Annotated in this window: 24 protein-coding genes, 1 tRNA gene and 1 pseudogene; 17 read left to right on the top strand and 9 right to left on the bottom strand. The window is 38.8% G+C overall.

The window, feature by feature from the left end; genetic code table 11:
- Positions 1–5: 5 nt before the first annotated feature.
- The 4 genes from aroC (at position 6) to U0R11_RS01800 (ending at position 2,403) form a co-directional block, all read left to right on the top strand.
- Positions 6–1,091, top strand: coding sequence for a chorismate synthase (aroC, locus tag U0R11_RS01815; protein ID WP_406749528.1), 1,086 nt, complete (start codon positions 6–8; stop codon positions 1,089–1,091).
- Entirely contained in the window at positions 1,091–1,531 is a 441-nt protein-coding gene (locus tag U0R11_RS01810) for a nucleoside deaminase (protein ID WP_166374938.1), read from the top strand. The genes aroC and U0R11_RS01810 overlap by 1 nt, the downstream gene beginning before the upstream one ends.
- A 93-nt stretch (positions 1,532–1,624) precedes the next feature.
- Positions 1,625–2,236, top strand: a complete 612-nt coding sequence (locus U0R11_RS01805; protein WP_406749527.1) for a superoxide dismutase — start codon at positions 1,625–1,627, stop codon at positions 2,234–2,236.
- Between the two features lie 93 nt (positions 2,237–2,329).
- Positions 2,330–2,403 (top strand) — tRNA-His (locus tag U0R11_RS01800).
- 561 nt (positions 2,404–2,964) lie between these two features.
- Here the strand turns inward: U0R11_RS01800 and U0R11_RS01795 are convergent.
- Positions 2,965–4,320 (bottom strand): alpha/beta hydrolase family protein, encoded by a 1,356-nt coding sequence (locus U0R11_RS01795; protein WP_406749526.1) that lies wholly within the window; start codon positions 4,318–4,320, stop codon positions 2,965–2,967.
- 168 nt (positions 4,321–4,488) lie between these two features.
- Here U0R11_RS01795 and U0R11_RS01790 point away from each other — a divergent pair, with 168 nt between their 5' ends.
- The 3 genes from U0R11_RS01790 (at position 4,489) to U0R11_RS01780 (ending at position 6,710) form a co-directional block, all read left to right on the top strand.
- The gene (locus U0R11_RS01790; protein WP_406749525.1) at positions 4,489–5,109 is read left to right on the top strand and encodes an NYN domain-containing protein; all 621 of its coding nucleotides are present in this window, start codon (positions 4,489–4,491) and stop codon (positions 5,107–5,109) included.
- 22 nt (positions 5,110–5,131) lie between these two features.
- On the top strand, positions 5,132–5,764 hold the full coding sequence (locus U0R11_RS01785; RefSeq protein ID WP_406749524.1) for a carotenoid biosynthesis protein: 633 nt from the start codon (positions 5,132–5,134) through the stop codon (positions 5,762–5,764).
- Positions 5,765–5,825: 61 nt separating this feature from the next.
- Positions 5,826–6,710 carry a MerR family transcriptional regulator gene (locus U0R11_RS01780; protein ID WP_406749523.1) on the top strand — a complete coding sequence of 295 codons (885 nt, stop codon included), beginning with the start codon at positions 5,826–5,828 and terminating at the stop codon, positions 6,708–6,710.
- Here U0R11_RS01780 and U0R11_RS01775 read toward each other — a convergent pair.
- Positions 6,703–7,767: a mannose-1-phosphate guanylyltransferase gene (locus U0R11_RS01775; protein ID WP_406749522.1), complete on the bottom strand. Its 1,065-nt coding sequence runs from the start codon at positions 7,765–7,767 to the stop codon at positions 6,703–6,705. The genes U0R11_RS01780 and U0R11_RS01775 overlap by 8 nt on opposite strands.
- 336 nt (positions 7,768–8,103) lie before the next feature.
- Between U0R11_RS01775 and U0R11_RS01770 the strand changes: the two genes are divergently transcribed.
- The gene (locus tag U0R11_RS01770) at positions 8,104–10,983 is read left to right on the top strand and encodes a TonB-dependent receptor (protein WP_406749521.1); all 2,880 of its coding nucleotides are present in this window, start codon (positions 8,104–8,106) and stop codon (positions 10,981–10,983) included.
- An 80-nt stretch (positions 10,984–11,063) separates the two neighbouring features.
- Positions 11,064–13,901: an excinuclease ABC subunit UvrA gene (uvrA, locus tag U0R11_RS01765; protein WP_406749520.1), complete on the top strand. Its 2,838-nt coding sequence runs from the start codon at positions 11,064–11,066 to the stop codon at positions 13,899–13,901.
- 64 nt (positions 13,902–13,965) lie between these two features.
- Here the strand turns inward: uvrA and U0R11_RS01760 are convergent, their stop codons facing one another.
- Complete coding sequence (locus U0R11_RS01760) at positions 13,966–14,586, bottom strand: transposase (protein ID WP_406749519.1); 621 nt, start codon at positions 14,584–14,586, stop codon at positions 13,966–13,968.
- 201 nt (positions 14,587–14,787) lie between these two features.
- Between U0R11_RS01760 and U0R11_RS01755 the strand changes: the two genes are divergently transcribed.
- Genes U0R11_RS01755 through U0R11_RS01730 form a run of 6 tightly spaced genes read left to right on the top strand, consistent with a single transcriptional unit; the run spans position 14,788 to position 19,770 of the window.
- On the top strand, positions 14,788–16,110 hold the full coding sequence (locus U0R11_RS01755) for a 4Fe-4S dicluster domain-containing protein (protein WP_406749518.1): 1,323 nt from the start codon (positions 14,788–14,790) through the stop codon (positions 16,108–16,110).
- 4 nt (positions 16,111–16,114) lie between these two features.
- On the top strand, positions 16,115–17,110 hold the full coding sequence (locus U0R11_RS01750) for an alpha/beta hydrolase (RefSeq protein ID WP_406749517.1): 996 nt from the start codon (positions 16,115–16,117) through the stop codon (positions 17,108–17,110).
- 3 nt (positions 17,111–17,113) lie between these two features.
- Positions 17,114–17,995 carry a sterol desaturase family protein gene (locus tag U0R11_RS01745; RefSeq protein ID WP_406749516.1) on the top strand — a complete coding sequence of 294 codons (882 nt, stop codon included), beginning with the start codon at positions 17,114–17,116 and terminating at the stop codon, positions 17,993–17,995.
- Between the two features lies 1 nt (position 17,996).
- A complete protein-coding gene (locus tag U0R11_RS01740) occupies positions 17,997–18,773 on the top strand; it encodes a (Fe-S)-binding protein (protein WP_406749515.1) in 777 nt (258 codons plus the stop codon).
- 4 nt (positions 18,774–18,777) lie between these two features.
- A complete protein-coding gene (locus tag U0R11_RS01735; RefSeq protein WP_406749514.1) occupies positions 18,778–19,272 on the top strand; it encodes a hypothetical protein in 495 nt (164 codons plus the stop codon).
- Between the two features lie 3 nt (positions 19,273–19,275).
- Positions 19,276–19,770 (top strand): GAF domain-containing protein, encoded by a 495-nt coding sequence (locus U0R11_RS01730; RefSeq protein WP_406749513.1) that lies wholly within the window; start codon positions 19,276–19,278, stop codon positions 19,768–19,770.
- Positions 19,771–19,773: 3 nt separating this feature from the next.
- Here the strand turns inward: U0R11_RS01730 and U0R11_RS01725 are convergent, their stop codons facing one another.
- A complete protein-coding gene (locus U0R11_RS01725) occupies positions 19,774–20,277 on the bottom strand; it encodes a DinB family protein (RefSeq protein ID WP_406749512.1) in 504 nt (167 codons plus the stop codon).
- 73 nt (positions 20,278–20,350) lie between these two features.
- Entirely contained in the window at positions 20,351–21,013 is a 663-nt protein-coding gene (locus tag U0R11_RS01720) for a phosphatidylserine decarboxylase family protein (RefSeq protein WP_406749511.1), read from the bottom strand.
- Between the two features lie 160 nt (positions 21,014–21,173).
- Between U0R11_RS01720 and U0R11_RS01715 the strand changes: the two genes are divergently transcribed.
- On the top strand, positions 21,174–22,589 hold the full coding sequence (locus U0R11_RS01715) for a hypothetical protein (protein ID WP_406749510.1): 1,416 nt from the start codon (positions 21,174–21,176) through the stop codon (positions 22,587–22,589).
- 5 nt (positions 22,590–22,594) lie between these two features.
- Here U0R11_RS01715 and U0R11_RS01710 read toward each other — a convergent pair.
- Both U0R11_RS01710 and U0R11_RS01705 read right to left on the bottom strand, forming a co-directional pair.
- A pseudogene (locus U0R11_RS01710) lies at positions 22,595–23,104 on the bottom strand (prolyl oligopeptidase family serine peptidase).
- A 381-nt stretch (positions 23,105–23,485) separates the two neighbouring features.
- Positions 23,486–24,040, bottom strand: a complete 555-nt coding sequence (locus tag U0R11_RS01705) for a hypothetical protein (protein WP_406749509.1) — start codon at positions 24,038–24,040, stop codon at positions 23,486–23,488.
- A 73-nt stretch (positions 24,041–24,113) separates the two neighbouring features.
- Between U0R11_RS01705 and U0R11_RS01700 the strand changes: the two genes are divergently transcribed.
- Positions 24,114–25,193 (top strand): long-chain-fatty-acid--protein ligase, encoded by a 1,080-nt coding sequence (locus tag U0R11_RS01700; protein ID WP_406749508.1) that lies wholly within the window; start codon positions 24,114–24,116, stop codon positions 25,191–25,193.
- Here U0R11_RS01700 and U0R11_RS01695 read toward each other — a convergent pair.
- Together U0R11_RS01695 and U0R11_RS01690 are read right to left on the bottom strand one after the other, a co-directional pair.
- Positions 25,154–25,573, bottom strand: coding sequence for a molybdenum cofactor biosynthesis protein MoaE (locus U0R11_RS01695; protein WP_166374916.1), 420 nt, complete (start codon positions 25,571–25,573; stop codon positions 25,154–25,156). The genes U0R11_RS01700 and U0R11_RS01695 overlap by 40 nt on opposite strands.
- A 1-nt stretch (position 25,574) precedes the next feature.
- Positions 25,575–26,066, bottom strand: a complete 492-nt coding sequence (locus tag U0R11_RS01690; protein WP_406749507.1) for a dihydrofolate reductase — start codon at positions 26,064–26,066, stop codon at positions 25,575–25,577.
- Positions 26,067–26,233 lie beyond the last annotated feature (167 nt).

Below are 26,233 nucleotides of genomic sequence, written 5' to 3'. Positions count from 1 at the left end.
GTGATATGGGGAGTATTTATGGGAAAATATTTCAGATTAGTACATTTGGAGAATCGCATGGCGCGGCAGTAGGTGTCGTGGTTCAAGGTTGTCCTGCTGGAATTTCATTTGATTTAGCATTCATACAGTCTGAATTGGATAGGAGAAAGCCTGGGCAATCCAGAATTACTACCCAAAGAAAAGAGTCGGATAGCATTGAAGTGCTTTCTGGTGTATTTGAAGGTAAAACTACAGGTACCCCCATCGCCATGTTAGTTTGGAATGGCGACCAGCGATCCAAAGATTATTCACACATAGCGGATCAGTTTAGACCTTCTCATGCCGACTATACCTATTTTGCTAAATATGGCCTGAGGGATTATCGTGGAGGCGGGCGTAGCTCTGCTAGAGAAACAGTTGCCCGTGTGGCTGCTGGAGCCTTAGCTAAAATGGTTTTGTCCCAAATAGGTGTACAAATTACCGCTTATGTGTCACAAGTGGGAACCTTAAAACTCAGCACTCCAGTAGAACAATTGGATTTGAATCTCACGGAAACCAATGCTGTTCGTTGCCCAGACCCTGCGATGGCTGATCAAATGTTTCATTACATTGATGAGATTCGTAAACAAGGAGACTCGGTTGGTGGCGTAGTTTCTGCTTATATCACGGGTGTTCCAGTAGGTTTGGGTGAACCTGTATTTGATAAATTACATGCAGAATTAGGTAAGGCCATGTTGAGTATCAATGCTGTCAAAGGTTTTGAATATGGTAGTGGTTTTGATGGAGTAGAAAAGAAAGGCTCGGAACATAATGATGTCATCGTGAAAGAAGCGGATGGCACTGTCCGTACTTTGACCAATCATTCTGGAGGAATACAAGGTGGGATTTCTAATGGAGAACCTATTTATTTCCGAGTTGGATTTAAGCCTGTGGCCACCATCATGCAAGATCAAGATAGTATTAATGAGAAGGGCGACAAGATTACCGTTTCAGGGAAAGGTCGTCACGATCCTTGTGTGGTACCTAGAGCCGTACCTATCGTGGAAGCCATGGCTGCCATCGTCATTTTGGATTTTTATTTGAGGAATCGAGTGATACAAATGCCTTCCTAATGTTGATTCAGGAAGATGAATATTATATGGGATTGGCGCTTATCCAGGCTCAAAAAGCCCTTGAAGAGGAAGAGATTCCTGTAGGTGCTGTGGTGGTATGCCAAGGTAGAATCGTGGCCAAGGCATATAATCAAACAGAAGTGTTAACGGATGTGACGGCCCATGCGGAAATGATAGCAATAACCTCAGCAGCACAAACAATTGGCGCTAAATATTTGAAAGATTGCACCATGTATGTGACATTAGAGCCTTGTCTGATGTGTGCAGGTGCCCTGTATTGGTCTCAACTTGGAAGGCTGGTATATGGAGCAAAAGAAGAAAAACGAGGATTTGAACGAGTGGGACAGGCAGTTTTGCATCCCAAAACCGAAATACGAGGAGGAGTTAGAGCTGAGGAATCAGAATCCTTATTAAAAGAGTTTTTTTCGATGCGCCGTTGAACCGAAACGATGGTTTACTTGTTTAACACCAACGCATCCTATGAATAGGATTAAATTTTTAGATAACATTTACATATTAATAAAACCTATATTATGGCTTTTGAACTAGCACCCTTACCTTATGCAAACAATGCTTTAGAACCGCATTTTGATGCATTAACCATGGAAATTCACCATGACCGTCACCACAATGCTTATGTGACCAATTTGAATGCAGCCCTTGCTGGCAGTCCGTCTGAAGGAAAAACTTTAGAAGAATTATTCAGTCATATTTCTAGTTTAAGTCCAGCGATTCGTAACAATGGCGGTGGACATTTTAACCATGATTTGTTCTGGAATATTTTATCACCCAACGGTGGTGGTGCTCCAGTAGGTACATTGGCAAAAGCGATTGAAGCTAAATTTGGTTCTTTTGTTGCTTTTAAAGAGGAATTCAAAAAAGCGGGTCTTACACGTTTTGGTTCAGGATGGGCTTGGTTAGTTGCTCAAAAAGATGGATCCGTTGCCGTTTCTTCAACACCGAATCAGGATAATCCATTAATGGATGTAGCTGATGTTAAAGGCTTTCCTGTGATTGGTTTAGACGTATGGGAACATGCTTACTATTTGAAGTTTCAAAATAAGCGTCCTGATTACGTGGATGCATTTTGGAATGTAATTGATTGGAATGCAGCTGAAAAAAGATATTTAGCAGCGCAGAAATAAAAAAATGGGGATGAATTTTCAGTTTTATCCCCATTTTTTTTCGATTCAGATTTGCGATGTACCTTGATTTGTGTATTTTTGCAATCCTAAATGGCGGTTGTAGCTCACTCGGTTAGAGCACTGGTTTGTGGTACCAGGGGTAGTGGGTTCGAATCCCATCATCCGCCCAGAAAGTCTCAGTATTTATACTGGGACTTTTTTTGTTTATCCCTTTGGCTTTTAATGTAGAATTAGGAATGTAGAATGTAGAATCCCCAAATGGATAGAACGGTCAACATTATTTAGGCATTCACAATTTATAATTCACCATTTACCATTTCCTTTCCGCCTACCGCTTCGCTCATGCTACGTTCTAATCTTTCGTTGGGATTAACTTAGAAATGTAGCATGTAGAATTAGGAATGTAGAATCCTCAAATGGATAAAACGGTCAACGTCATTTAGGCATTCACAATTTATAATTCATCATTTACCATTTCCTTTCCGCCTACCGCTTCGCTTATGCTGCGTTCCAATCTTTCGTTGGGATTAACCTTCTGATTAGTTTTTAGAAATTAGAATGTAGCCAAATCCATTCATAATTTTTACTTCATCTTTACCATTTCCTTCCTGCCTACCGCTTCGCTCATGCTACGATCCCATCTTTCTTTAGGATTAACCTTCTGATTAGTTTTTAGAAATTAGAATGTAGCCAAATCCATTCATAATTTATACTTCATCATTTACCATTTACTTCAAGTATTTTGAAGCAAATTCAATGAAGTTCGGCCAATTGGGGCCTGTGACATGCCCTTTATCATGCATTCGGAAGGCAATATTTCCTTGGGTTATAGCTTCGTTGATCTTTGGGTTACTATCTGAAACTAAACCTTTTTTACCCAGTAATTCATATACCGGACTAGCTTCTTTTCCTGCCAAATACATTCCATAGGGATCTGCCCAGCTATCGCCATTTCCACCCACACCAATATAAATAGGACGTGGAGCACAAAGTGCAATTAATTCATGAGCATCAATGGCTAAGTCGTTCCATTGCAAGGGCCCTGCATATTTCAGAAAATTACCAGCCATCCAATGGTATTCATTTTTAGCGGCAACATTTTCAATTAATTCTCCATAATTTCTTCGGTATAATTTCAGACCACCTGCTCCAGAGGAACAGATATACCCAATGGCAAAACGGGAATCAAATGCCATGGCTACAGCTGCTGCCTTTCCGTATCGGGAATGTCCTGTAATACCCACATGAGTATACTTGATTTGTGGCAATGTTTCCAAATAGTCCAATACCTTACTCGCTCCCCATGCCCAAGCACGTAATGAACCCCAGTCGTCCGCTTTTCTAAATTCCCCTCGATTCATCAATCCAATGATCCCAGATTTTAGACCTGCTCCATGATCTGCTTGTACACTCGTTGGGTTTAATTGAATAAAAGCCCAGCCCTTGGCTATCACTTGCTCTGTCCAAGGAATTTCATTCGCAGGCGCAGGTGGTCGATTCATGCCTGGAGGAAATACCCAGGCTAACTCCATCATAGCGGGCATAGCTTTTTTGAGGTCTTTTCTGAATCCAATGGTCACTTCCATTTGGACAGAAATGGATGGGAATCGTCTGTTTTCAACAGTACCCTTCAATTTCTGAACTTCAACGGGAAAACCGGCCATGGTTTTATTTTCTGTGGAGATAATTTTCCATGAAATAGGGGGGATGTTATCAGGAATACGGCCATAAATTTCCTTTTCAAAATCTTCTACAATTTCGGGTTTGCGGTGGTAGTTCCAGCTTCTTTTGGAATCCACCAACTTCCCATTATTTAACTGCAAAACTGCTGGTAAATGGGGATAAATGGTGGCTTTCGATTCATCATAATTGGCCGCATTGGGAGCTTTGGGATTACTTCCATTGACCCCCGGTCGGATGTTGTTGATATGTAATTGCTGCAACATTTGATCATAATCAGCCTGAGTCTTTCTATTTCGGTCAGCTAACAGACTATCTTGCTCAGCCGTTCTTGCCACTTGAGCCCAAGTGCACCATGAAAGCAACAAAGAAAAAAGGAAGGTAATGGATAATTTACGAGACATCGTGATATGATTTATTCAACGATATTACTCAATTATTTCCTTTAATTATTCAAGAAGCCGGATAGCTATGAAAAAGTAAATGCCCCACCTGGGTGGGGCATCATTCCAAAGATGCTATCTTTGGAGAAGTTCTTGTACAAAGATACAATTCATTGAAGAAATAAGTTCATGAAGGATAAAAAATATCGAGTTAAGGCATACATTGATGGTTCCAATTTGTATTTTGGAATGATTGATGCAGGTTTTAGGAATTGTAAATGGTTGAATGTGGATAAACTTATTCGAAGTTTTTTGCGCTCTAATCAAGAACTAGTGGAGATTAAATACTTTACCAGTCGGATTACTCATAATCCCCCAAAGCAAAAACGCCAAACGACATATTTGGAAGCATTGGAATCGACAGGGCTTACTTTAATTTATGGGTCATACCAAGCTAAATTTACGGATTGTAGAAAATGCGGAAATAGCTGGATTATCCCCAATGAGAAAATGACGGATGTTAATTTGGCAACTCATTTATTGATGGATGCCTTTCAGGATCAATACGATATCGCCATTGTGGTATCTGGAGATAGCGATTTTGTCCCTTGTATTCAAAGCGTGAATGAGCATTTTTTGGATAAATCTGTTGTGGTATTTTTCCCTCCTTTAAGAAGAAATGAGTCGGTAGTGGCTGTTGCAAGAGCATTTCAAATGATAGGAAGAAAAAAATTAGTGGAAAATCAATTTCCTTTGCATGTCCGTAAGGAAGATGGTTTTGTTTTAGAGAGACCCGATGAATGGGCCTAATTATTAATATTGAATTTTTGATATGTCAGGAGTGTATTTAAAAAGATTTCTCATTGTACTTTATGCCGCAGGATTGGTTGGCATGAACTTACCCGCTACTCAGGCTTTATTTGTTTCTTTGGTTCCTTTAACCTTATGGTTTACCGGTTTTATCTGTTTATTTTATTTTCCTAAGCCCAGCATGTCAGCTTACTTAACTTTGGGAGCAATTGTGGTGGCGGCATGGTTTTTAGAAGTTGTAGGGGTCAGAACAGGAAAGATTTTTGGTGTGTATCACTATGGAAACACCTTGGGCTTTAAAGTATTAGATGTACCTATTACCATTGGGATTAATTGGCTTATCTTATTGTTAGGTTCTAGTGCCGTGGTTGAGGAATGGAATGTAGGCGGGAAAATTGGAAGAGCAGCATTGGGAGCGGGATTGATGACCGCTTTGGATCTATTGATTGAACCTGTAGCTATACATTTTGATTTTTGGCAGTGGTCAGGAGGTCAGGTACCTATTCAAAACTTCGGTGCTTGGTGGCTCGTGAGTTTCTTTTTTCATTGGGTATTCCAATCTGGAGAGTTTACAAGTAAATCATCCCTGTTTCGTTGGATACTCTTATTGCAATTCATGTTTTTCTTAGGTCATTGGATTTTTTTACAAGCTTAGTTTAAAACATGAAAACAATTTTTAGACTTAACAGGTTAGTTCTATTATAGATATACAACCCATGAGTATTTATTCAATTAAAGATTTAGAACATCTTAGTGGCATAAAAGCTCATACCTTACGGATTTGGGAGCAGAGATATGGCATCCTGAATCCCGAAAGGACAGATACCAATATACGGACCTATGGTGATGAGGAATTGAAGTTGGTCCTAAACATTGCTATTTTACAAAATAGAGGCGATTTTAAGATTTCCGAAATTGCTAAAATGAGTGATAGTGAGCGCTCGGCGAACTTACTTCGTTTATCTGAGGGTACACTTAATTTTCCAGATCAGATTCAGGCCTTAACGATTTCCATGTTGGAATTGAATGAGGCTATGTTTCAACAATTGACCAAAAATATCATTCAGAAGCATGGATTTGAAGATTATTTGATTCAAATCATACATCCATTCATGTTGCGTTTAGGAACCCTGTGGTTGTCAGGCTCCGTAGGACCAGCACAAGAGCATTTTATCAGTCATTTGATTCGACAAAAAGTAATAGCAGCGATTGATCAACAAGATTTAAGTCATAAGCCCAATGCCAAAAAGTTCCTCTTGTATTTACCAGAAGGAGAGCTGCACGAAATCGGATTGCTTTTTGCTAATTATTTATTGCGAGCCAGAAAACATCAAGTAATTTATTTGGGTCAATCCTTGCCATTTGAAGAACTGGTTTTGGCTTATGATATTCATCAACCAGATTATATCTTGAGTGTTTTTACATCTCAACCCAATCCTGATGAAATTTCGAATTATTTAGATCAGTTAATTGATCGAATTCCGAATTCGAAATTTTTATTAACGGGTTATCAATTATTGGCTCTAGGTCATGATATTCCAGAAAAAATTCGGGTTCTACGAAATTTTGAAGATTTAATTGAGATTGCGAATACTAACTAAATTTGGGATCTAGTGAGGTAGCATCTTCCACAAATTTCTTCACCTCTTGTTCTTGGTCTTTCGGACAAATCATCAGGGCATTCCCATGTTCGGCCACGATGTAGCCTTTCAATCCTTGGATGACCACTAATTTTTCTGTTGGGGTCTTGATGATGCAATTTTGCGTATCATAGGTGATGACATTCCCTTCAATCACGTTCTTATTTGCATCTTTCTCATTGATTTCATACAAAGACTGCCAAGTGCCTAAGTCAGACCAGCCGATATCAGAAAGAATAACTTTTACTTCTTGAGCTTTTTCCATGATACCCACATCCATCGAAATATTTTTGCAAACTCCGTAGACTTTTTTGATGAAGGAGTCTTCTTCTTGGGTATAATAATGCACTAATCCTTCTTCAAATTGCTCAGCCATCCTGGATTGATGCTTTTCTAATTCTTTTTTGAAAGTAGGTAGTTTGAAAACAAAAATACCGGCATTCCAAACATAGTCTCCGCTTTCTAGAAATGCTTGGGCTAATTCAAGATTCGGTTTTTCCGTGAATGTTTTTACCTTTTGTGCTTTGTTTTCACTTGGCACATATTGAATGTATCCATAGCCCGTATCCGGCCGAGTAGGAATTATTCCCAAAGTTACGAAAACTTGCTCCTCGGCAACAGCCAAAGCGGTCCGAATGTTTTCTTGAAAAACGTGTTCTTTTAGAATCACATGATCTGCTGGAGCTACGACGAACTTGGCCTTTTTATTCTTTTTAGAGATTTTATAGGTTGCATAAGCAATACATGGAGCTGTATTTTTTCGCTGGGGTTCCTTTAATATTTGCTCTTTACTTAAAAAAGGTAATTGCTCCTCCACCAGTCCAGCAAATTCTTCACTGGTTACTACATAGATATTTTCTGGTGGAATGATGCCTTCAAATCGTTCGGCAGTTTGTTGAAGCATGGTTTTGCCAACACCTAAAACATCGTGAAACTGCTTTGGATTTGCACTTCTGCTAATTGGCCAAAAGCGAGTGCCTATTCCGCCAGCCATGATGATGAGGTAATTGTCTTTCATACGTTATAATGCGTTCAATTCGTTTGAACGAATGCTTTTACGGATTCTTGTTTTTGATGGAACAAAAAATTCGATGAGGCATCATGCTCATTCCTTTAAGAAATCAAGATCTTTACCTTGTTCTCTTGGAATTTCAATTCAAAGCTAACAAGAATTTCAATGGATTTAAAGTACTTTTGAATTGGTCGAAATCAATGAATAGTAATAAAGCTTAATATTTAAGTATTTATTGAAAAACTAGTAATTTTTTAATAAAATGAGTGTGCAATTCTATTTTCTTCCTTAGATTTGTTTGTGGTCAATGCCATATTTAAATTGTTATCTAAATTTATCAACATGAAAAGACTATCTCCCAAATTCCTACCCGCTATTTTAGTGATGTTTTTGATGAGTTTTTCTGTACTTGCTCAAACGAAAGTGGGAGGTCAAGTATCAGATGCAGCTTCCAAAGAAGCTTTAATTGGGGTGAGTATCGCCGTTAAAGGAAAAGTAATTGGAACGATTACAGACGCGAAAGGAAATTTCTCCTTGAGCACTTCGACACCCGTCCCATTCACCATTGTGGTTTCAATGGTCGGATATGAAAGACAAGAAATTACCATCTCAGGAAATAAAACGGATTTAAAAATAAACTTAAAAGAGCAATCTGTACTAGGTCAGGATGTCGTTGTTTCTGCTAGTAGAGTAGAAGAAAGTGTCATGAAATCGCCGGTATCGGTCGAGAAAATGGACATTAGGAGCATTAGAGAAACACCATCGGCTTCATTTTATGATGCACTGCGTAATTTGAAAGGGGTAGAATTAGTGACCCAGTCGGTTTCATTTTCTTCTATTAACATGAGAGGTTTTGGAAGTAATGGTAACGTTCGTGTGGTTCAAATGATTGATGGGATGGATAACCAAGCACCAGGATTGAACTTCTCGGTGGGTAATATTGTCGGAATTTCAGAATTAGATTTAGAGAATGTGGAAGTTTTACCAGGAGCATCTTCTGCTTTATATGGTCCAAACGCCATGAATGGTATTTTGTTAATGAACTCGAAGAGTCCATTTTTATACCAAGGATTAAGTGCACAAGTCAAAGGAGGATTCATGGATGCTCCTAACCGTACCGTTCAAAATACGCCTTACAGCGATATATCGATTCGTTATGCGAAAGCATTCAATAATAAGGTTGCCTTCAAATTGAATTTTAATACCTTAAGTGCTGAAGATTGGCAAGCATCCGATTACCGTGATCAAAGTTTATTGAATGGTAGAACCTTAGGCTTAGGTGGACGTTCTACTAACTTAGCTTACAATGGTGTGAATATTTATGGTGATGAGACAAACGTGAACATGTTGAGTTCTCTGACTCCATTGTTAGGAGATCCTACTAATCCTTTGACAGCAGGGATCAATCAGATTTCAAGAGCTACAGGAGGTCTATTGTCTCCATCGGCAATTTTGGGATACATTGTTCCTAATGTAAATATTTCACGTGAAGGATATGCCGAGCGTGATTTGGCTTCTTATGCCAACCGCAATATGAAATTTAATGCGGCCCTACATTATCGTTTTAATGATAAAGTTGAGTTGATTTTACAAGGTTCTTATGGTCAAGGTACCACGGTTTACACTGGAGCAGATCGTTATTCAATCAAAAACTTTAGCATGGGTCAGTACAAGGCTGAATTAAAAGGATCTAATTTCTTTATACGCGCTTATACTACCCAGGAGAATTCGGGTGATGCTTATGCCACAGGAACTTTAGGTCAATTAGTGAATGAAGCAGCGAAACCTAGTACAAGCTGGTATCCACAGTATTTCGGTGTATTTGCGACACAAGCATTAACAAACTTTGGTACCGTTTTGGGGACTACTTTAGCACAAACAGGTAATCCAACATTAGCGGTAGGAAATGCGATTGCTACAACGCAAGCGGCTTTCAATACCTATCATAACAATGCACGCAATACAGCAGATGTAGGTCGTTTGATTCCAGGAACAGCAGCGTTTACGAATGCAGTGGAGGCCATCAAAGGTAAACCTCTTCCTCAAGGGGCTCGTTTCTTAGACAAATCAGCTTTGTATCACTATGAAGGAATGTACAACTTCAGCGAGATGTTAGATGATAAATTTGAAATGTTGGTGGGTGCTAACTACCGTGTTTATGCCTTAAATTCGGAAGGTACCTTATTTGCTCGTCAAGATAATGGACAAGAGTTCTCTATCAATGAATATGGCGGATATTTACAATTGGCTAAGAAATTGTTCCAAGACAAATTTAAGTTGACAGGTTCCATGCGTTATGATAAAAATGAGAACTTTGAAGGTCAGTATAGCCCAAGACTATCGGGAGTTTATACCATTGGTCAATCGAACTTTAGAGCATCATATCAAACAGGTTTCCGTATTCCCACCACACAAGATCAATACATTGATTTAAATACACCTTCAGCTAGATTGTTGGGAGGTTTACCAGTGGTACAGGATCGTTATAAATTATCGGGAAATTCATTAACTCTTCAATCAGTCTTGTCTGGAAAGCCAGAAGTATACACTGCTAAAGCTTGGAAGCCTGAGCAGGTACGTACATTTGAAGTTGGTTACAAAGGAAACTTAGGAAACAACTTACTAGCTGATTTCTATTACTACCAAAGTACCTTTACTAACTTCTCAGCAGGTCAAGTAGTGGTTCAAACTCCTCAGCAGCACAAGGACAATACCGTAGTTGGAAACAAAGTGTTCTCATTCCCATCCAATGTGGATAATTTAGTGAAAACAAGTGGTTGGGGTTTGAGCTTAGATTATAGATTACCATCTAACTGGACTTTGGGCGGTAATGTATCTTACAATACCGTGAATGATAATGGTGGATTGAGTAATTATCAATTGGCTTATAACACACCAGCTTATCGTACGAACATCACCTTAGGAAATCGCAATATTGGTGGTTCAGGATGGGGCTTCAGCACCGTTTGGAGATATCAAGATGAGTATGTTTGGCAATCTAGTTTTGTTAATCAAATCTTAAACCAAACTCAGCAAAGTGTTATCCCATCTTTCAGTACTTTGGATGCACAGGTTAGTAAGAAGTTAGCTAGTATCAAATCCATTGTAAAAGTTGGGGCATCTAATATCTTAGGAACGGCCTATACTACAGGATGGGGTAATCCTACCGTAGGTAGCATCTATTATGTGAGCATTACATTTGATGAGTTATTAAATAAATAAATCCTTCAAATTTTTATTGAGGCTGTCCTGTCCGGGCAGCCTCTTTTTTTGTACCTTTGTGGATTGATTTGTAGCAAAATATGCAGCCACCTAAAGATTTAACAGGGTTTTCTCACATTGAAGTTTTAGGTGCTCGTGAGCATAATTTAAAGAACATCGACGTTCAAATTCCTAGAAATCAATTAGTCGTTATAACGGGTATCTCCGGTTCAGGAAAGTCTAGTTTAGCTTTTGATACGATATATGCGGAAGGCCAAAGGCGTTACATGGAAAGTTTTTCGGCCTATGCCAGAAGCTTTTTGGGTAATATGGAAAGGCCAGACGTGGATAAAATTGAAGGACTTTCTCCTGTGATTTCGATTGAACAAAAAACGACTTCCAAAAATCCAAGGTCAACTGTGGGAACCACCACGGAGATTTATGACTTTTTACGCTTGCTTTTTGCTCGTGCATCGGAGGCCTTTAGTTACCTTTCTGGCGAAAAAATGGTCAAGCAGTCGGTTGATCAGATAATCAATACCCTTTTACAGCAATTCCAAGATGGCAAAGTGCAATTGTTGGCACCTGTTGTTAAAGGACGAAAGGGGCATTATCGAGAGTTATTTGTACAAATTGCTAAATGGGGATATACCAAAGTGCGGGTGGATGGGGAAATAACGGAATTGGAGCCTAAAATGCAAGTTGATCGTTTCAAAGTACATGATATTGAGATTGTCGTAGATCGATTGGTGGTAAAAGAGGATGACCGCTTTCGGATATCTCAAAGTTTACAAACGGCGATGAATGTAGGTAAAGGGCAAGTCTTTATTTTGGACGAAAAAGCCAAGCTACATTATTTCTCTCAAACCTTAATGGATCCCAAGACGGGTTTGTCTTATGATGAACCAGCTCCGAATTCTTTTTCATTTAATAGTCCTTATGGGGCATGTCCAACTTGCAATGGTCTGGGCCAAATTGAAGAAATTACGGAAGAATCCGTTATCCCAGATCCTGAATTAAGTATTATTCGAGGAGCTATTGCCCCTATTGGGGAATACCGTGATTTATGGATTTTCAAGCAATTGGAAGTATTATTGAAGCCCTATCAAGTGGGCTTGTCGACTCCAATTGCCAAATTCCCTCGAAAGGCTGTTGAAATGATGTTATATGGAACGGATGAACCCGTACCTGTTCCTTCTAAAAAATATGTGGGAACAGAATGGACAACGAAGTACGATGGGATTATCCATTTTTTGAAAAGACAGCAGGAGAGTGGATCGGAAAAAACACAGGATTGGTTAAAGGACTTTTTGGAAGTGAAAACCTGTCCTGATTGCCAGGGCTACCGTTTGAAAAAAGAAGCACTCTGTTTCAAAATCGACGGGAAACATATTGGGGACTTGGCTCAAATGGACATTTTGACTTTGGAAACTTGGTTCGAAGGATTGTATCTACGGCTTTCTGACCGTCAACAACAGATTGGGGCAGAAGTACTGAAAGAGATTCAAAAGCGCATCGGATTTTTAACCCAAATCGGATTGAATTACCTGACTTTGGATAGACCAATGAAAAGTTTATCAGGGGGTGAAGCTCAGCGCATCCGTTTGGCAACTCAAATTGGAACGCAGTTGGTTGGCGTTTTATACATCATGGATGAGCCGAGCATTGGCCTACATCAGCGGGATAATGAAAAATTGATTCATGCCCTAAAGGATTTAAGGGATTTGGGGAATAGTGTGCTGGTGGTAGAGCATGATAAGGACATGATGTTGGAGTCTGACTATTTATTGGATATTGGGCCAGGTGCAGGTAGACATGGCGGACATGTAGTTGGGCAAGGTACGCCGGCTGAATTTTTGAAATTACAAACGCCTACGGCACAATATCTAAATGGGCAATTAGCCATAGAAGTACCTAAAAAACGTAGAAAAGGAACTGATAAAGTCATTAAATTGATAGGTGCCTCTGGGAATAATTTAAAGAATGTTACCGTCAAAATTCCTTTGGGAAAAATGATTTCCGTAACAGGCGTTTCAGGATCTGGAAAATCTACCTTGATCCACGATACCCTGGTGCTTAAATTGAAGCAACATTTTGACCGAACCAAGAGAGATCCTAAGGAATTTAAAGGAATTGAGGGTTTGGAATTGATTGATAAAGTGATTGAAGTAGATCAATCGCCTATTGGTAGAACGCCGCGTTCCAATCCCGCAACCTATACCAATATGTATAGCGATATTCGAACCTTGTACTGTGAATTACCTGAATCAAAAATTCGTGGTTATAAAGCAGGAAGGTTTAGTTTTAATGTCAAAGGAGGTAGATGTGAAAGTTGCGAAGGAGCTGGAAGGAAGAAAATCGAGATGGAGTTTTTGCCGGATGTATTAGTGGAATGTGAGTCATGTAAAGGCAAACGATTTAATCGCGAGACTTTGGAAGTTCGCTTTAAAGGCAAATCAATTTCCGATGTATTGGATATGACCGTGGAGCAAGCGTTGGAGTTTTTCGAACATCAACCTAAGATTTACCGTAAAGTAAAAACCTTATTGGAAGTAGGTTTAGGCTATATTACCTTAGGTCAACATGCGACAACCTTATCCGGAGGTGAGGCTCAGCGGGTGAAATTGGCGGAGGAATTGTCTAAAAAGGATACAGGTAAAACATTGTATGTGTTGGATGAGCCAACAACCGGTTTGCATTTTCAAGATGTGAAATTATTGTTGGAAGTGCTTCAGAAATTAGTGGACCGAGGAAATACGGTTTTGATTATTGAACACAATTTGGATGTCATCAAGGTATCTGACCATGTAATTGATTTAGGGCCAGAAGGGGGGCTTGCTGGAGGTGAAATAGTGGCAGAAGGTACCCCAGAGGAAGTTGCCAAAGTAAAGCAAAGTCATACAGGAAGGTTTTTATTGAAAGAGCTGAATTTAGCTTAGATTTTCCTAACGCTGGCAAGGTTCGAAACCTTGACAGCGTTGCGAAAACGAACGGATTTTAAATTTATTCTAACAGTAAACTGATAATGTTTTTTTCATCCACAGCTGTTGAATGAAATTGTTTGAATTCATCGATTCCACCAAAATAATTTAGAACTGATTTTTTATCCACAAAGCTCTTTTTCATCGTTGAAATATCATAATAGGAGGAGTTTTTGTATTGTCTAAAATCATGTACGATGCCATGATTTTCCGGGTTGAAGTGTAGGTATTTGATGAGTTGAGTAAAATAAACTTCATCTTCCACAAGGATTCTCCTAAATGGGTTCTCAAATAATCCTCCAGTTCGATCATTCGTTTTATTAAATGCTTGCGCATAGCAATTAAATAACGTTCCAAATTGCGCAGCGATTAACCTTGAAAGATCGTAATGCTCTCTCTGCTCTGTTTTTATTTTTTTGTGTTCAAAAATTTCATTGGCAGATTTAATTTTAACGAGAAAATGAAAATGATTACCTAATAAACAATAAGCATAAGTATCAGCAATCGGACAAATGTATTTTTGGTATTTTCTAAGAAAGAACCGGTAGTTCCTGTATTCTTTGAAAATTTTAGTTCGGTTAATTCCTCGGTTATAAATATGATACAACTGTTCAGGGGCCATCGGTTCTGTATTTTTTTTCATGATTAGTGATTTTAGAATGAATGAAACAAATGTCATGAATTTGTCAAAAAGTAGATCTTAAAAAATTGGTAAAAAATATCAGAAATGTGATGAAAAATTTGATTAAAAAAAGCTAGCTTTATTGGCATTTCAACAACGCTGTCAAGGTTTCAAACCTTGACAGCGTTAAGGGAAAAAGATTCAGCAAAACACTCATCAATCATGCATATTTTTCTCCAAGTACTTTTTATTTTAGTACTCGTCGGGTTAGGTTATTTGGTAACGCAACGATTTAAACTTATACTAGCTAGTATTCAATTAGCTAGACCCATCGAGCTGAATGACCAAGCCAGTGAACGCTGGAAACGGGTAGCTCTATTAGCTTTTGGCCAGAAAAAAATGTTTCAAAAACCCCTTGTTGGGATTTTTCACTTTTTGATCTACATTGGCTTCGTGTTGATTAATGTCGAGATTCTGGAAATTGTGATTGATGGAATCTTGGGTACACATCGAATTTTTGCTCCTTTTTTGGGAAGCCTTTACCCTTTATTACTCAATTTTTTTGAACTCTTGTCCCTAGGGGTTTTTGTGGCTTGTGTGGTGTTTTTTCTGCGTCGGGGAGTGACACGAGTGCAGCGGCTGCAACCCGATGCACATCGAGAATTAAAAGGTTTTGCGATACAAGATGCATATACCATTTTAGCCATTGAGTGTATTTTAATGTTTGCCCTTTGGACCATGAATGCGAGTGATGCCCTTCTACAAGAGAGGCAGGTAGCACATTTTGAACCCGTTGGCGCATTTTTCGTTTCCCAGCATTTAATGCCTATTTTATCGAATCTTTCTACACCCGTTTTGTTGATTTTAGAACGAGTAGCTTGGTGGTTTCACATCCTAGGAATTTTGGGTTTTGCCCTTTATGTTACCTACTCCAAACATTTACATATTTTCTTTGCTTTCCCAGCCGCTTATTATTCTAGCCTGGAACCCTCCAGTAAGATGAGTAATATGACCTCCGTCACGCACGAAGTAAAGTTGATGTTAGGGCAACCCGTTGAAGCCAATACGGCCACTCCTGATCAAATGCGATTTGGTGCGAAAGATGTCATGGACTTAACTTGGAAAAATGCCTTAGACGCTTATTCATGTACCGAATGTGGCCGTTGTACGGAACAGTGTCCCGCCAATCAAACAGGCAGGGCATTGTCGCCAAGAAAAATCATGATGGATACACGCGACCGTTTGGAAGAAGTGGGGAAGGGTTTGGCCAAAAACAAGGGTCAATGGGCAGAAGATGGAAAATCACTTTTAGGCGATTATATATCAGCTGAAGAATTAAGAGCCTGTACTACCTGCCAAGCATGTGTCGAAGCATGTCCTATGGAACTGTCTCCCCTGAATATCATATTGGCATTACGTCGATACCAAATTATGGAGCAATCGGATGCCCCAGCCGCTTGGAATAGCATGTTTTCAAATATTGAAACAAATCAAGCTCCATGGAAATTTAACCCATCGGATCGATTAAACTGGGCCAAATCATAAGCATATGGAAAAAGTATTTATTCCCATCATCCTTGGGTTAATCTTGTTTTTTACCTTGGGACCAAGTCCTCAAGCTCCTTTACTGAATAGGGGTGTTACTTGGAAAAATATTCCAGATTCACTACCTGCCATTGCTAAATATATACAAGATAAAGAAGCAGATTTCACTCAGATTAAATCGAATAACGAAGCAAAAATAGTTTGGGCAGACTCGTTGAAACCCCAAAAAACGAAATGGGTTTTCATGTATGTGCATGGTTTTTCTGCTTCTCAAATGGAGGGAAATCCAGTACACCGACAAATCGCAAAAACATTTGGAGCTAATTTACTCTTGACGCGAGTAGCAGGACATGGTTTTGCAAGCTCAGATAGTGTGTTGCAGCATGTGACGGCGGACGACTATTACGAAAGTGTGGAAAATCAATTGGCAGTGGCCAAAAAAATGGGTGAAAATGTCATCTTGTTGGCTACTTCTTTTGGAGGAGCTTTGTCTTTATCTCTTGCTTCCCGTCATCCAGAAATTAAAGCCTTGCTTTTGTATAGTCCCTGCATCGCCATTGCAGATCCGGCAGCCATTTTAATGGATAATCCTTGGGGTCTTCAGTTGGCCAGAAAGGTCGTTGGCAGTAATTTTAGAGATATTCCTCCACAAAACCAGGCTCATAATCAATATTGGAATTTACACTATCGCTTAGAGGGTGCAGTGGAATTGCAGAATTTTCTTACAAATCAAATGACCGACGAGGTTTTTGAACAAGTGAAATGTCCCGTATTTATGGGTTATTATTACAAAGATGAGGCCAATCAAGACCCTGTTGTGTCAGTAAAAGCGATGCGACACATGTTTCCTTATTTAGGAACTAATCCTACTCAGAAAAAAGAAATGGCTTTTCCATTAGCAGAAAACCATGTTATTACTTCGGATATTTTAGCCAAGAGAACAGATTTGCCTTTGAAGGCGAGCATTCAATTTTTGAAAGAAATAGTTCATCTTCCGTAGATTATGACACCCAATTTAATTCTTTACGCAGTCCCTTTCTTTTTGATTACAGTCATCTTGGAATCCTATGTAGTGTTCAAGCAACATCGTGATTTTGTGGAGACAAAAGACTCCTTAACATCCATTGGATTGGGACTAGGTAATCTTTTTATAGGATTATTGACCAAATCTCTAATCTATGTTTGTTATTTTTATGTGTATGATCACTGGCGACTATTTGAACTTTCCATAAGCTGGTGGTGGGTCTGGGTTTTTGCTTTTTTTGCAGATGATTTGACTTATTATTGGTTTCATCGGATTTCCCATGAGGTTCGCTATTTCTGGGCATCTCACATGGTGCATCATTCTTCCCCCAAGTATAATTTAGCTGCGGCTTTACGGCAAACTTGGACAGGTAATTTATCAGGAGCATTTTTGTTTTATGTTTGGATATTATTACTAGGAGTACACCCTTTTATCGTATTCTTTTTTCAACAAATTAGTTTATTGTATCAATATTGGATACATACCGAACTAATCAAAAAAATGCCTAATTGGTTTGAATATATCTTCAATACGCCTTCGCACCATCGCGTGCATCATGGTACAGATTTGGATTATTTGGATACGAATTATGCTGGGATATTGATCATTTGGGATCGAATGTTTGGGTCATTTCAGCCAGAAAATCAAAGACCTCATTATGGATTGACGAAGCAAATTGAAAGTTACAATCCTGCCAAAATTGCCTTTTTTGAATGGGTGCAAATTGTCAAAGATATCATTCATTCTAAAAGCCTCAGAACTGCCTGGAATTATGTCATAGGTCCTCCTGGATGGAGTCCGGATGGTTCAAGATTAACAGTAGAACAAATGCGTCAACAACATAAGTCGAAAAAAGAATAGCATGGAACTGAAGATAAGTACAATGGCGGAATGGGCCGCCAAAGGAGAAAGCCCTGAGTTTTTGTTTTGGGTAGGATGTGCTGGTTCATTTGATGATCGTCACAAGAAAGTAACTCGAGCTTTTTGTGAAATTTTACAAAGTCTAGAAATTTCATTTGCTGTACTCGGAACAGAGGAGTCTTGTACAGGTGATCCTGCTCGTAGGAGTGGAAATGAGTTTTTATTCCAAATGCAGGCGATGTCCAACATTGAGGTGTTGAATATGTACGGTGTGAAGAAAATCGTGACGGCTTGCCCCCATTGCTTCAATACCTTGAAAAATGAATACCCCGAATTAGGAGGAAATTACGATGTCATTCACCATAGTCAGTTACTAGCCGATCTATTGGCAGCAGGTAAAATTCAATTAAAAGAAGAAGAAAAAGAAGCTGTAGCCTTTCATGATTCATGCTATTTAGGAAGAGGGAATGGGATCTATGAAGCACCTCGGGATATTATTCTTGGTCTGAAAAAGGAACTAAAAGAACTGAAAAGTTGTAGAACTAAAGGTTTATGTTGTGGAGCTGGGGGGGCGCAGGTTTTTAAAGAGCCAGAAGCAGGGAGTATCGACATACAAACCAAACGATCGCAAGAAATCATGGACTCTGGAGTCCAAAAGGTAGCTTTGGCTTGTCCTTTTTGTATGGTCATGATTCAGGACGGGTTAAATAAACACGGAAAAGACAAAGAAATACAAGTAGTAGATTTAGCTGAGTTAGTTCAGCAAACCATGATATAAAGATATGTACGTAGAATTTCAACAATTACCTGCCCATTCTCGAGTTTGGATTTACCAAGCCAATAAGGTTTTTAATGAGCAAGAATTAACTTTTATTCAATCCTATTTGAAACAGGCTGTGCAAGATTGGAATGCCCATGGTGCTCCTTTAGCAAGTTCATTCCAAATCCGATATAATCAGATTATTGTTATTGCCGTTGATGAACATCTGCATGCGGCATCTGGCTGTTCTATTGATGCCTCAACGGGCTGGTTTAAGGATTTGGCATTTCAGATGGGAATTAATTTCTTTGACCGTTCCGTGGCTTTGGTTCAAGAAGATAGCCTTATTTTATTTCCATTATTAGGAATAAAACAAGTGGTTGCCAAAGGAAAAATTTCCCCAGATTCCTTAATCGCTATTCCTCAGGTGAAGGATTTAGCTGATTATAGAGCTCATTGGCCAGCTCAGGCAAATGATTCTTGGCTTAAAAAGTATTTTGTAGCTGCATCCGTTTAATTTATGGCAGAAGATTTACAAATAGTCGAAGGCAGTAGGGCCGATAAATACCAGGCTCTAATCCCTCAAGTGGAGGCGCTGATTCAAGGAGAAACAGATTTATATGCCAATCTAGCTAACATTGCTGCAGCTATCCATGCCTATTTTGGTTTTTTTTGGGTGGGTTTTTATTTAAATAAACAGGATCAATTGGTTCTCGGACCCTTTCAGGGTCCAGTAGCCTGTACCCGAATTCCCTACCACAAAGGAGTTTGTGGTCATGCCTATCGAACCCAGGAAAGCATCATTGTGCCTAATGTTGACGAATTTCCAGGTCATATTGCCTGTGCATCTGCTTCCAAATCAGAAATTGTATTACCTGTGATGGATTCTGCAGGAGAGGTAGTGATGGTCTTGGATGTTGATTCCGATCAATTGAATGATTTTAGTGAAACAGACCGCAAGGGTTTGCAGGCTATCATCGATTTGATTGAAAAAAATTATAGTTCTTGGTACTAAACCTTATACCAATGGTTTCATTCCCATAGCTAGCCATTCTTCTTTAGAAGGGCCATACATGCCCGGAATTGTAAGGCCTTCTTGGCGGATCAATACGCTTAGTTGACCACGGTGATGGCTTTGGTGACGGATCAGTATACTTAATACCACACCTCTTTCCCAATGGTCACCGTACATGGGAACTTTCTCTTCCAACATCTCATCTGTCCAATGATTTTTTAATGCCAAAATCAAAGATTCCGATGATTTTTGATATTCTGAAATGAGCTTATCGAGGTCATTTTTTTCTTGGCTGGCATCCACAATCCCTTCTACTTCCTTTAATCCAGCATGATGCAATAATTCAGCAATGGATTCCGTGATATGCCACGACAACCGAGCCATGCTTCTGAAATTTTCGCTGGGATTATCTTGTAAATGGCCAGATTGTATGGCCTGAAACATCTTGATGGTACTGTCGGATTCGTAAGCCCAAGTGCGATAAAAATCGCTTAATTGTCTAAACATGGTGTTGATTTTTGATAAAAATACACCTTAGGAAATATACATCCTAGATTGAAACGAATGAAATGATGAATGGTTATTGAGCGAGTCTAGCAATAACAGTTTCTCCTCCAACTGGCTTATCGTCTAATTTAACGCAGATTTCAGCATCTAATGGAAGGTAAATGTCGATACGACTACCAAATTTGATAAAGCCAAATTCTGTTCCTTGAACTACGGCATCGCCTTCTTTGGCATACCAACAAATACGTTTGGCTAAAGCCCCAGCTATTTGTCGAAATAAGATTTCTGTCCCGTTTTCATGCTTCACCACATACGTTGTACGCTCATTTTCCGTACTAGATTTTGGATGCCAGGCTACTAAGTATTTGCCAGGGTGGTATCTGAAATACGATACGATACCTGAGATTGGATTAAAGTTAATATGCACATTGATCGGTGACATGAAAATGGATACCTGTCTACGCTTATCTTTGAAATATTCAGTCTCTACAGCTTCTTCAATCACCACTACTTTACCATCGGCAGGGGCAATGATATCTTGAGGATTAATCGGCGTTACACGTTTAGGAACACGGAAAAACTGTACCAAAAGCAAATAAAATAGGGCTGTAATTACCACCACAGCTTCTCTCATATAAACTTGTTCGGGTAAAAAATAGGCTACTAAAGCATTTATAGCTAATACAATGACAATGGCTGTCAATAAGATAGTTTTTCCTTCTCTGTGTAGGGTCATAAGCGATTTTTATGGTTTAATCCATCCCATGGGTTAAACTTTAATCCGTAAAATTAGCCATTTTTGTTGAAAAATTGGGCATAGCTTTTCAATCTATTCCCAAGTATTTGACAATTTTACTTGAAATAATTGCATTTTTATTATCAATTTGAATTAAATCATGCGCCTAAGTAGCTACTTCATAAGTGTTTTATTGTTGATTCAAGTAAATGTTTTAGCTCAAACATTAGAATGGTTTAGTGCAGGCACAGGATATTTTTATAAAATTGATTTTGAAAATAAGCAGCTTTCTAGGACAAAGAATGGGCTTCCTTGGTCTAATCTAGGCATCTTGTCGCTTGAAAACGTAGAAAAGACAGATTTGATTTCGGCGAATTATGCCGTGAAAGAATTTAGCATTGAAAATTCAGACTGGGCTTATCTTTTAATTTCTTGTACGAACCAAGTTTATCAAATAAATAAAAAGCAATTAGCCTTAAAGCGAATTGATCAGACCTATTATCGAGGGGCTAATTGTTTGAGTACGACCTTTTATCGTAATGGAGTTCTTTATTCTTTTGGAGGTTATGGTTTTTGGACTTCAACCAATATACTAACCAAATACCATGCAGATGGTAAAGAATGGTTGAGCATTCAAGCTAAAGGGAATGTGCCAGCAGCAATTACGATGGGCTTAACGGCCTATGTGCCTAGTCAGGATAAGTTCATTACCATGGGCAACCACGTAATCAATGATACGGATTCCAAGCGATTAGATCAAGTTGATTGGGGCATGTATGAATACAATTTCGAGAAAAGTGAATTTGTAAGTCAGGGTAAAATTGAATTGGAAGAAATCAAATCCTTCTTAGAAAAGGATTTGACGCGTTATTATTTATTCAATGGACGTTATTTCATTTTATTAGACAAATCTGGTCAGAAAAAGAACTTTGATATGTTGTATTTCATCGATGTATTGGATGATTTTAAAACGTATCGTTGGAAAAATACGAATCGATTGGTTATTGAAGGGCCATATACTGGGAATTTTGATAAAGCAATCCATGTCAATGGAGATACCTTGATTTGGACTAATTTATCCAATCAGTCTAGTCCTAACAAGATCAAAAATCATCGGATGATGTTGAATGATGTACTTCGTGAATCAGAATACTTGGGTAAACTTGGCCAAGCTCCTTGGTACCAGACCGTCTTGGAAGGATCTGTCGTCATCATTACCTTGGCCTTTCTAGTTTTTGCTTTCTTTTTGTACCAAAAGTGGAAAAAAATAAGATTGGTAAAACAATTAAAAATCATGTTGGGGGAAAATGAAAAAATGCTGCTCGATTTCCTAATTTTGAATTATACTACTGGATATATTTCAGGACATCAAATCATTGCCTTCTTTGGTAAGCATAAAAGTTCACCAGAATCTCAACGACAATTTAGGGCTAAAATATTTGAGAATTTGACAAAATCACTTCGCCTATTACTGGGTAAAGAGCAAATTTTAGATGTTCACACCGACGAAAAAGATCAGCGGATGTTTACCTATCGCCTGAATCCAGAGGTCTATCAAATTCTCAAATCATTATAAATTCTTCAAGAGGATTTGGTCATCATTTGGTATAAATGATATCGGGTATTTCCTCCTGCAATGCTGTGATTCTTATTGGCATTAATTAAAGCCTCTTGTAAGTCCACCGCATTTTGAAAATGCACATTGTCATCGCCTGTACCATGTACCAATAATAGATTGCCTTTCAATTTATTGACGTGGTTTACGGGTGAATTATCATCATATCCCTTCGCATTTTCTTGTGGCGTCATTTGGTATCGCTCCGTGTAAATGCTATCATAAAAACGCCAGTTGGTAGCAGGTGCTGCGGAAATTGCCGCTTTGAATACATCAGCTCCTTGCATGAGGCAATTGGACGACATAAATCCGCCATAGCTCCAGCCCCAAATGCCGATTCGAGACGCATCTAGATAGGGTAATTTAGCCAAATATTGGGCCTAATAAATTTGATCTTGCACCTCAATTTTACCTAGATTTTGATACGTTATTTTTTTAAAATCCACTCCTCGTGCTCCAGTACCTCGATTGTTCACGCAATAAATTAAGTAACCTTTATCCAATAACGTTTGATACCAATAAAAATCATTGCTAATTGGATAAACATCCAATACCTGTTAGGACCACCATAGACATGCATTAAGACTGGGTATTTTTTATTCGGATCAAAGTTTTTAGGCTTGATGGTGTAGGCGTTTAATTTTTCGCCATTGGATAAGGGAATTTGGAAAAATTCACGGGTAGAAATCGCATACTCATTATTTGTTGCTTTAATTTATTGTTTTCCTCCAATAAACGGATCAAAGTACCTTGACTGCTCTTTAAGCTGATTTGTTTTTTGTGCCAAGCTTAGATGAGCCAATAGTAAAATGACAGCGAGGCTGAAGATGCGTGATAAACGTAGAATCTAAGATTATTTAGTCTTGAAAAATCACGATCGGACTTGTCTCAATCGTATTGCTTTGATGAAATGCTTTGTCTTTGATAGAAATACGGAAAGCCAAGGTGTCATTTTTCTCCGTAAAATCTGGGGAATAACCTTTGTAAAAGGCATATACAAATTGTGTGGAATAGGAAATGTAACCTTCGATAGGTCCGGGTTTTTGATCAGGTTTAAAAGGAAAATTCATTAAGCCTCCAAGTTTGGGGCTAAACGTTACTGGAATGAATTTGCCATTTTTCTTTAATAAAACATCAACTTCGAAGTTGCGGTAATCTTTATATTTAGGGTCTGAATTTTTTTCAGCGGTGGTAATTCCCAAATCGCCGTCGCCATCTTGGAATTTGATGGTCATCACGACGGAATCAATTTTGGCTTTTCCTCCGAAACCATCATTACTGATTTTGGTGATTTTTTTAATTGATTCAAATTCAATATTAGGAGTAGTACCATAATCAGGTTCTTGAACACAGGCAAATAATGCCCAAGTGCAAAATGAGGTGATGATGAAGAGACTACCTAGTTTAATCATGAAGATTCGATGGTCATTAGAAGCGTAAAGTTAATGATTTGCATTAATTTTGTGCATAATTTCAAAAAAAGCTATGCAGAGTGGAAACGAAGATTGGGAAAGCCTTTCTTTGAGTTTGAAGAATCGCGTCAATCAGATGCAAGAAGCTGATTTTGAAAGTCTCGCTTTGGATATTTTTCATTATCAATATGTCCATAACCCCTTGTATCATTTGTATGTAGGTTTATTGGGTGTAAATGCTGGGAGTATTACCCATATTTCGGATATTCCTTTTTTACCCATTGAGTTATTTAAAAACCATTTGGTTCAATCGGGCTTTGCGCCCATTTTATTTCAATTTGAAAGTTCGGGAACTACGGGTCAAATCCCCTCTAAACATATCGTTTGTGATCCTGACTTTTATCAAGTCCAGGCAAAACGAATTTTTGAGACAAATTACGGCTTACTGACAGACTACCATATTTTTGCGCTTTTGCCTTCCTACCTGGAAAGAAGTAGCTCTTCTTTGGTCTTTATGATGGATTATTTTATTAAACAGTCGGGATCGGAGCTTGCGGGTTTTTATTTGAATCAATACGATACCTTGGTCGAAAATCTGAAAGCTGCGCTACAGACTGACCGAAAGATTTGGTTGATGGGTGTAACCTTTGGTTTGCTGGATTGGGTAGACACAGGTCAGGATTTTACGTTTTGGAAAGAAGCCATAACAGAGGGTCGCATCATGGTGATGGAAACTGGTGGGATGAAAGGGAGGAGGGAAGAATGGCTACGAGAAGAGGTTCATGCTTTTCTTCAAGCGAAAATGCATGTACCGCAGATTGCTTCAGAATATGGTATGACAGAGTTGTTTTCTCAGGCTTATGCCAATAAGGAAGGTGTTTTTACGCCTGGAATCAGCATGCGGGTGTTATTAAGGGAGGTCAATGATCCTTTTGGGCAAGTCACTCAAGCAGGTCGAGTGGGAGGTATCAAGGTTATCGATCTAGCCAATATAGATTCCTGTTCATTTATTGAAACCAAAGATTTGGGTTCATTGGAAGCGGATGGGATTCGATTTAAGGTATTGGGGCGTTTTGATAATTCGGAACAAAGGGGCTGTAATTTGATGCTAGCTCAAGGATGGGGAACTAGCCAAGAGGAACCATCTTCATAAAATTCATTTTTCCAAATAGGTACTTCTTCTTTTAGTCGGTCGATCAACCACTGACAAGCTTGAAAAGCTTCTGCTCGATGTACGCAAGTTACGCCTATTAATACAGCGATATCCCCGATTTTTAATGGGCCAGTTCGGTGAGCCATAACTACTTTTTCAATGGGCCATTTGGCTCCAGCCTGATCAATCAATAGGTTTATTTGTTTCACAGCCATGGGAGGGTAAGCTTCCATATCCAGTGATTTCACGTCTTTATTTTGATTTTTATTTCGAATGGTGCCAATAAACAAACATATTCCTCCTGCCATGTCATCTTGCAAAAAAGGGTAAAATGCATCCAGTTGGATGGCTTGCTCGAGTAAAGCCACTTTTCTTTCCATGTTATTGGATTCTTTGGTAAGTTAAAAAACTGTACTGATAGGGATTTTTTTCATCGGTAATGCCTCTTTCTGTCTGTATGACTTCCCAATCCTTGCTGGAAAGTTCGGGGAAAAAGGCATCTCCATCAAAATAATCATGCAAGCGGGTGAGTATAACTTGGTCGGCAATCTCGATGGCTTGTTTATATATTTCAGCTCCACCAATGACGAAAACATCATCTCTAGATAGGCTTTTTGCTTTTAAAATGGCTTCCTCCAAAGAATGGCAAAGTATGATCCCTTCGCTGTGGATAGCGTTTTGTCGGCTGACGACTAAGTTGTTACGATTAGGTAAGGCTTTGCCGATGGAATCAAAAGTCTTTCTTCCCATGATGATGGAATGCCCGGTGGTCAAATTTTTAAAGTGCTTTAGGTCCGCCGGAAGGTGCCAAATGAGTTGATTGTTTTTGCCAATGACGTTTTTTTCATCACAAGCCACGATTATTTTGATCACGGGATTTTTATTTTTATCAAAATTACGGGAAATAATGGGACGAAAAGAAATCAAATGAGTGAAAAGGTCTATGTGCTTAAAATTCCTGATTTTTATTTTCAATAACGTTTCCCAATTCGGGCTTCAACTACTAACTTTGTACAATTTTTGAGCCTAAGTGTAAAGGT

Origin of the sequence: Aquirufa salirivi (assembly GCF_045310485.1) — a bacterium.
Lineage (GTDB): Bacteria > Bacteroidota > Bacteroidia > Cytophagales > Spirosomataceae > Aquirufa > Aquirufa salirivi.
This window is presented reverse-complemented; position numbering and strand designations above follow the sequence as displayed.

Coding starts and splice junctions, on each gene's coding strand:
- aroC (WP_406749528.1), top strand. CDS start 6: ATGGGGAGTATTTATGGGAAAATATTTCAGATTAGTACATTTGGAGAA.
- U0R11_RS01810 (WP_166374938.1), top strand. CDS start 1,091: ATGTTGATTCAGGAAGATGAATATTATATGGGATTGGCGCTTATCCAG.
- U0R11_RS01805 (WP_406749527.1), top strand. CDS start 1,625: ATGGCTTTTGAACTAGCACCCTTACCTTATGCAAACAATGCTTTAGAA.
- U0R11_RS01795 (WP_406749526.1), bottom strand. CDS start 4,320: ATGTCTCGTAAATTATCCATTACCTTCCTTTTTTCTTTGTTGCTTTCA.
- U0R11_RS01790 (WP_406749525.1), top strand. CDS start 4,489: ATGAAGGATAAAAAATATCGAGTTAAGGCATACATTGATGGTTCCAAT.
- U0R11_RS01785 (WP_406749524.1), top strand. CDS start 5,132: ATGTCAGGAGTGTATTTAAAAAGATTTCTCATTGTACTTTATGCCGCA.
- U0R11_RS01780 (WP_406749523.1), top strand. CDS start 5,826: ATGAGTATTTATTCAATTAAAGATTTAGAACATCTTAGTGGCATAAAA.
- U0R11_RS01775 (WP_406749522.1), bottom strand. CDS start 7,767: ATGAAAGACAATTACCTCATCATCATGGCTGGCGGAATAGGCACTCGC.
- U0R11_RS01770 (WP_406749521.1), top strand. CDS start 8,104: ATGAAAAGACTATCTCCCAAATTCCTACCCGCTATTTTAGTGATGTTT.
- uvrA (WP_406749520.1), top strand. CDS start 11,064: ATGCAGCCACCTAAAGATTTAACAGGGTTTTCTCACATTGAAGTTTTA.
- U0R11_RS01760 (WP_406749519.1), bottom strand. CDS start 14,586: ATGAAAAAAAATACAGAACCGATGGCCCCTGAACAGTTGTATCATATT.
- U0R11_RS01755 (WP_406749518.1), top strand. CDS start 14,788: ATGCATATTTTTCTCCAAGTACTTTTTATTTTAGTACTCGTCGGGTTA.
- U0R11_RS01750 (WP_406749517.1), top strand. CDS start 16,115: ATGGAAAAAGTATTTATTCCCATCATCCTTGGGTTAATCTTGTTTTTT.
- U0R11_RS01745 (WP_406749516.1), top strand. CDS start 17,114: ATGACACCCAATTTAATTCTTTACGCAGTCCCTTTCTTTTTGATTACA.
- U0R11_RS01740 (WP_406749515.1), top strand. CDS start 17,997: ATGGAACTGAAGATAAGTACAATGGCGGAATGGGCCGCCAAAGGAGAA.
- U0R11_RS01735 (WP_406749514.1), top strand. CDS start 18,778: ATGTACGTAGAATTTCAACAATTACCTGCCCATTCTCGAGTTTGGATT.
- U0R11_RS01730 (WP_406749513.1), top strand. CDS start 19,276: ATGGCAGAAGATTTACAAATAGTCGAAGGCAGTAGGGCCGATAAATAC.
- U0R11_RS01725 (WP_406749512.1), bottom strand. CDS start 20,277: ATGTTTAGACAATTAAGCGATTTTTATCGCACTTGGGCTTACGAATCC.
- U0R11_RS01720 (WP_406749511.1), bottom strand. CDS start 21,013: ATGACCCTACACAGAGAAGGAAAAACTATCTTATTGACAGCCATTGTC.
- U0R11_RS01715 (WP_406749510.1), top strand. CDS start 21,174: ATGCGCCTAAGTAGCTACTTCATAAGTGTTTTATTGTTGATTCAAGTA.
- U0R11_RS01705 (WP_406749509.1), bottom strand. CDS start 24,040: ATGATTAAACTAGGTAGTCTCTTCATCATCACCTCATTTTGCACTTGG.
- U0R11_RS01700 (WP_406749508.1), top strand. CDS start 24,114: ATGCAGAGTGGAAACGAAGATTGGGAAAGCCTTTCTTTGAGTTTGAAG.
- U0R11_RS01695 (WP_166374916.1), bottom strand. CDS start 25,573: ATGGAAAGAAAAGTGGCTTTACTCGAGCAAGCCATCCAACTGGATGCA.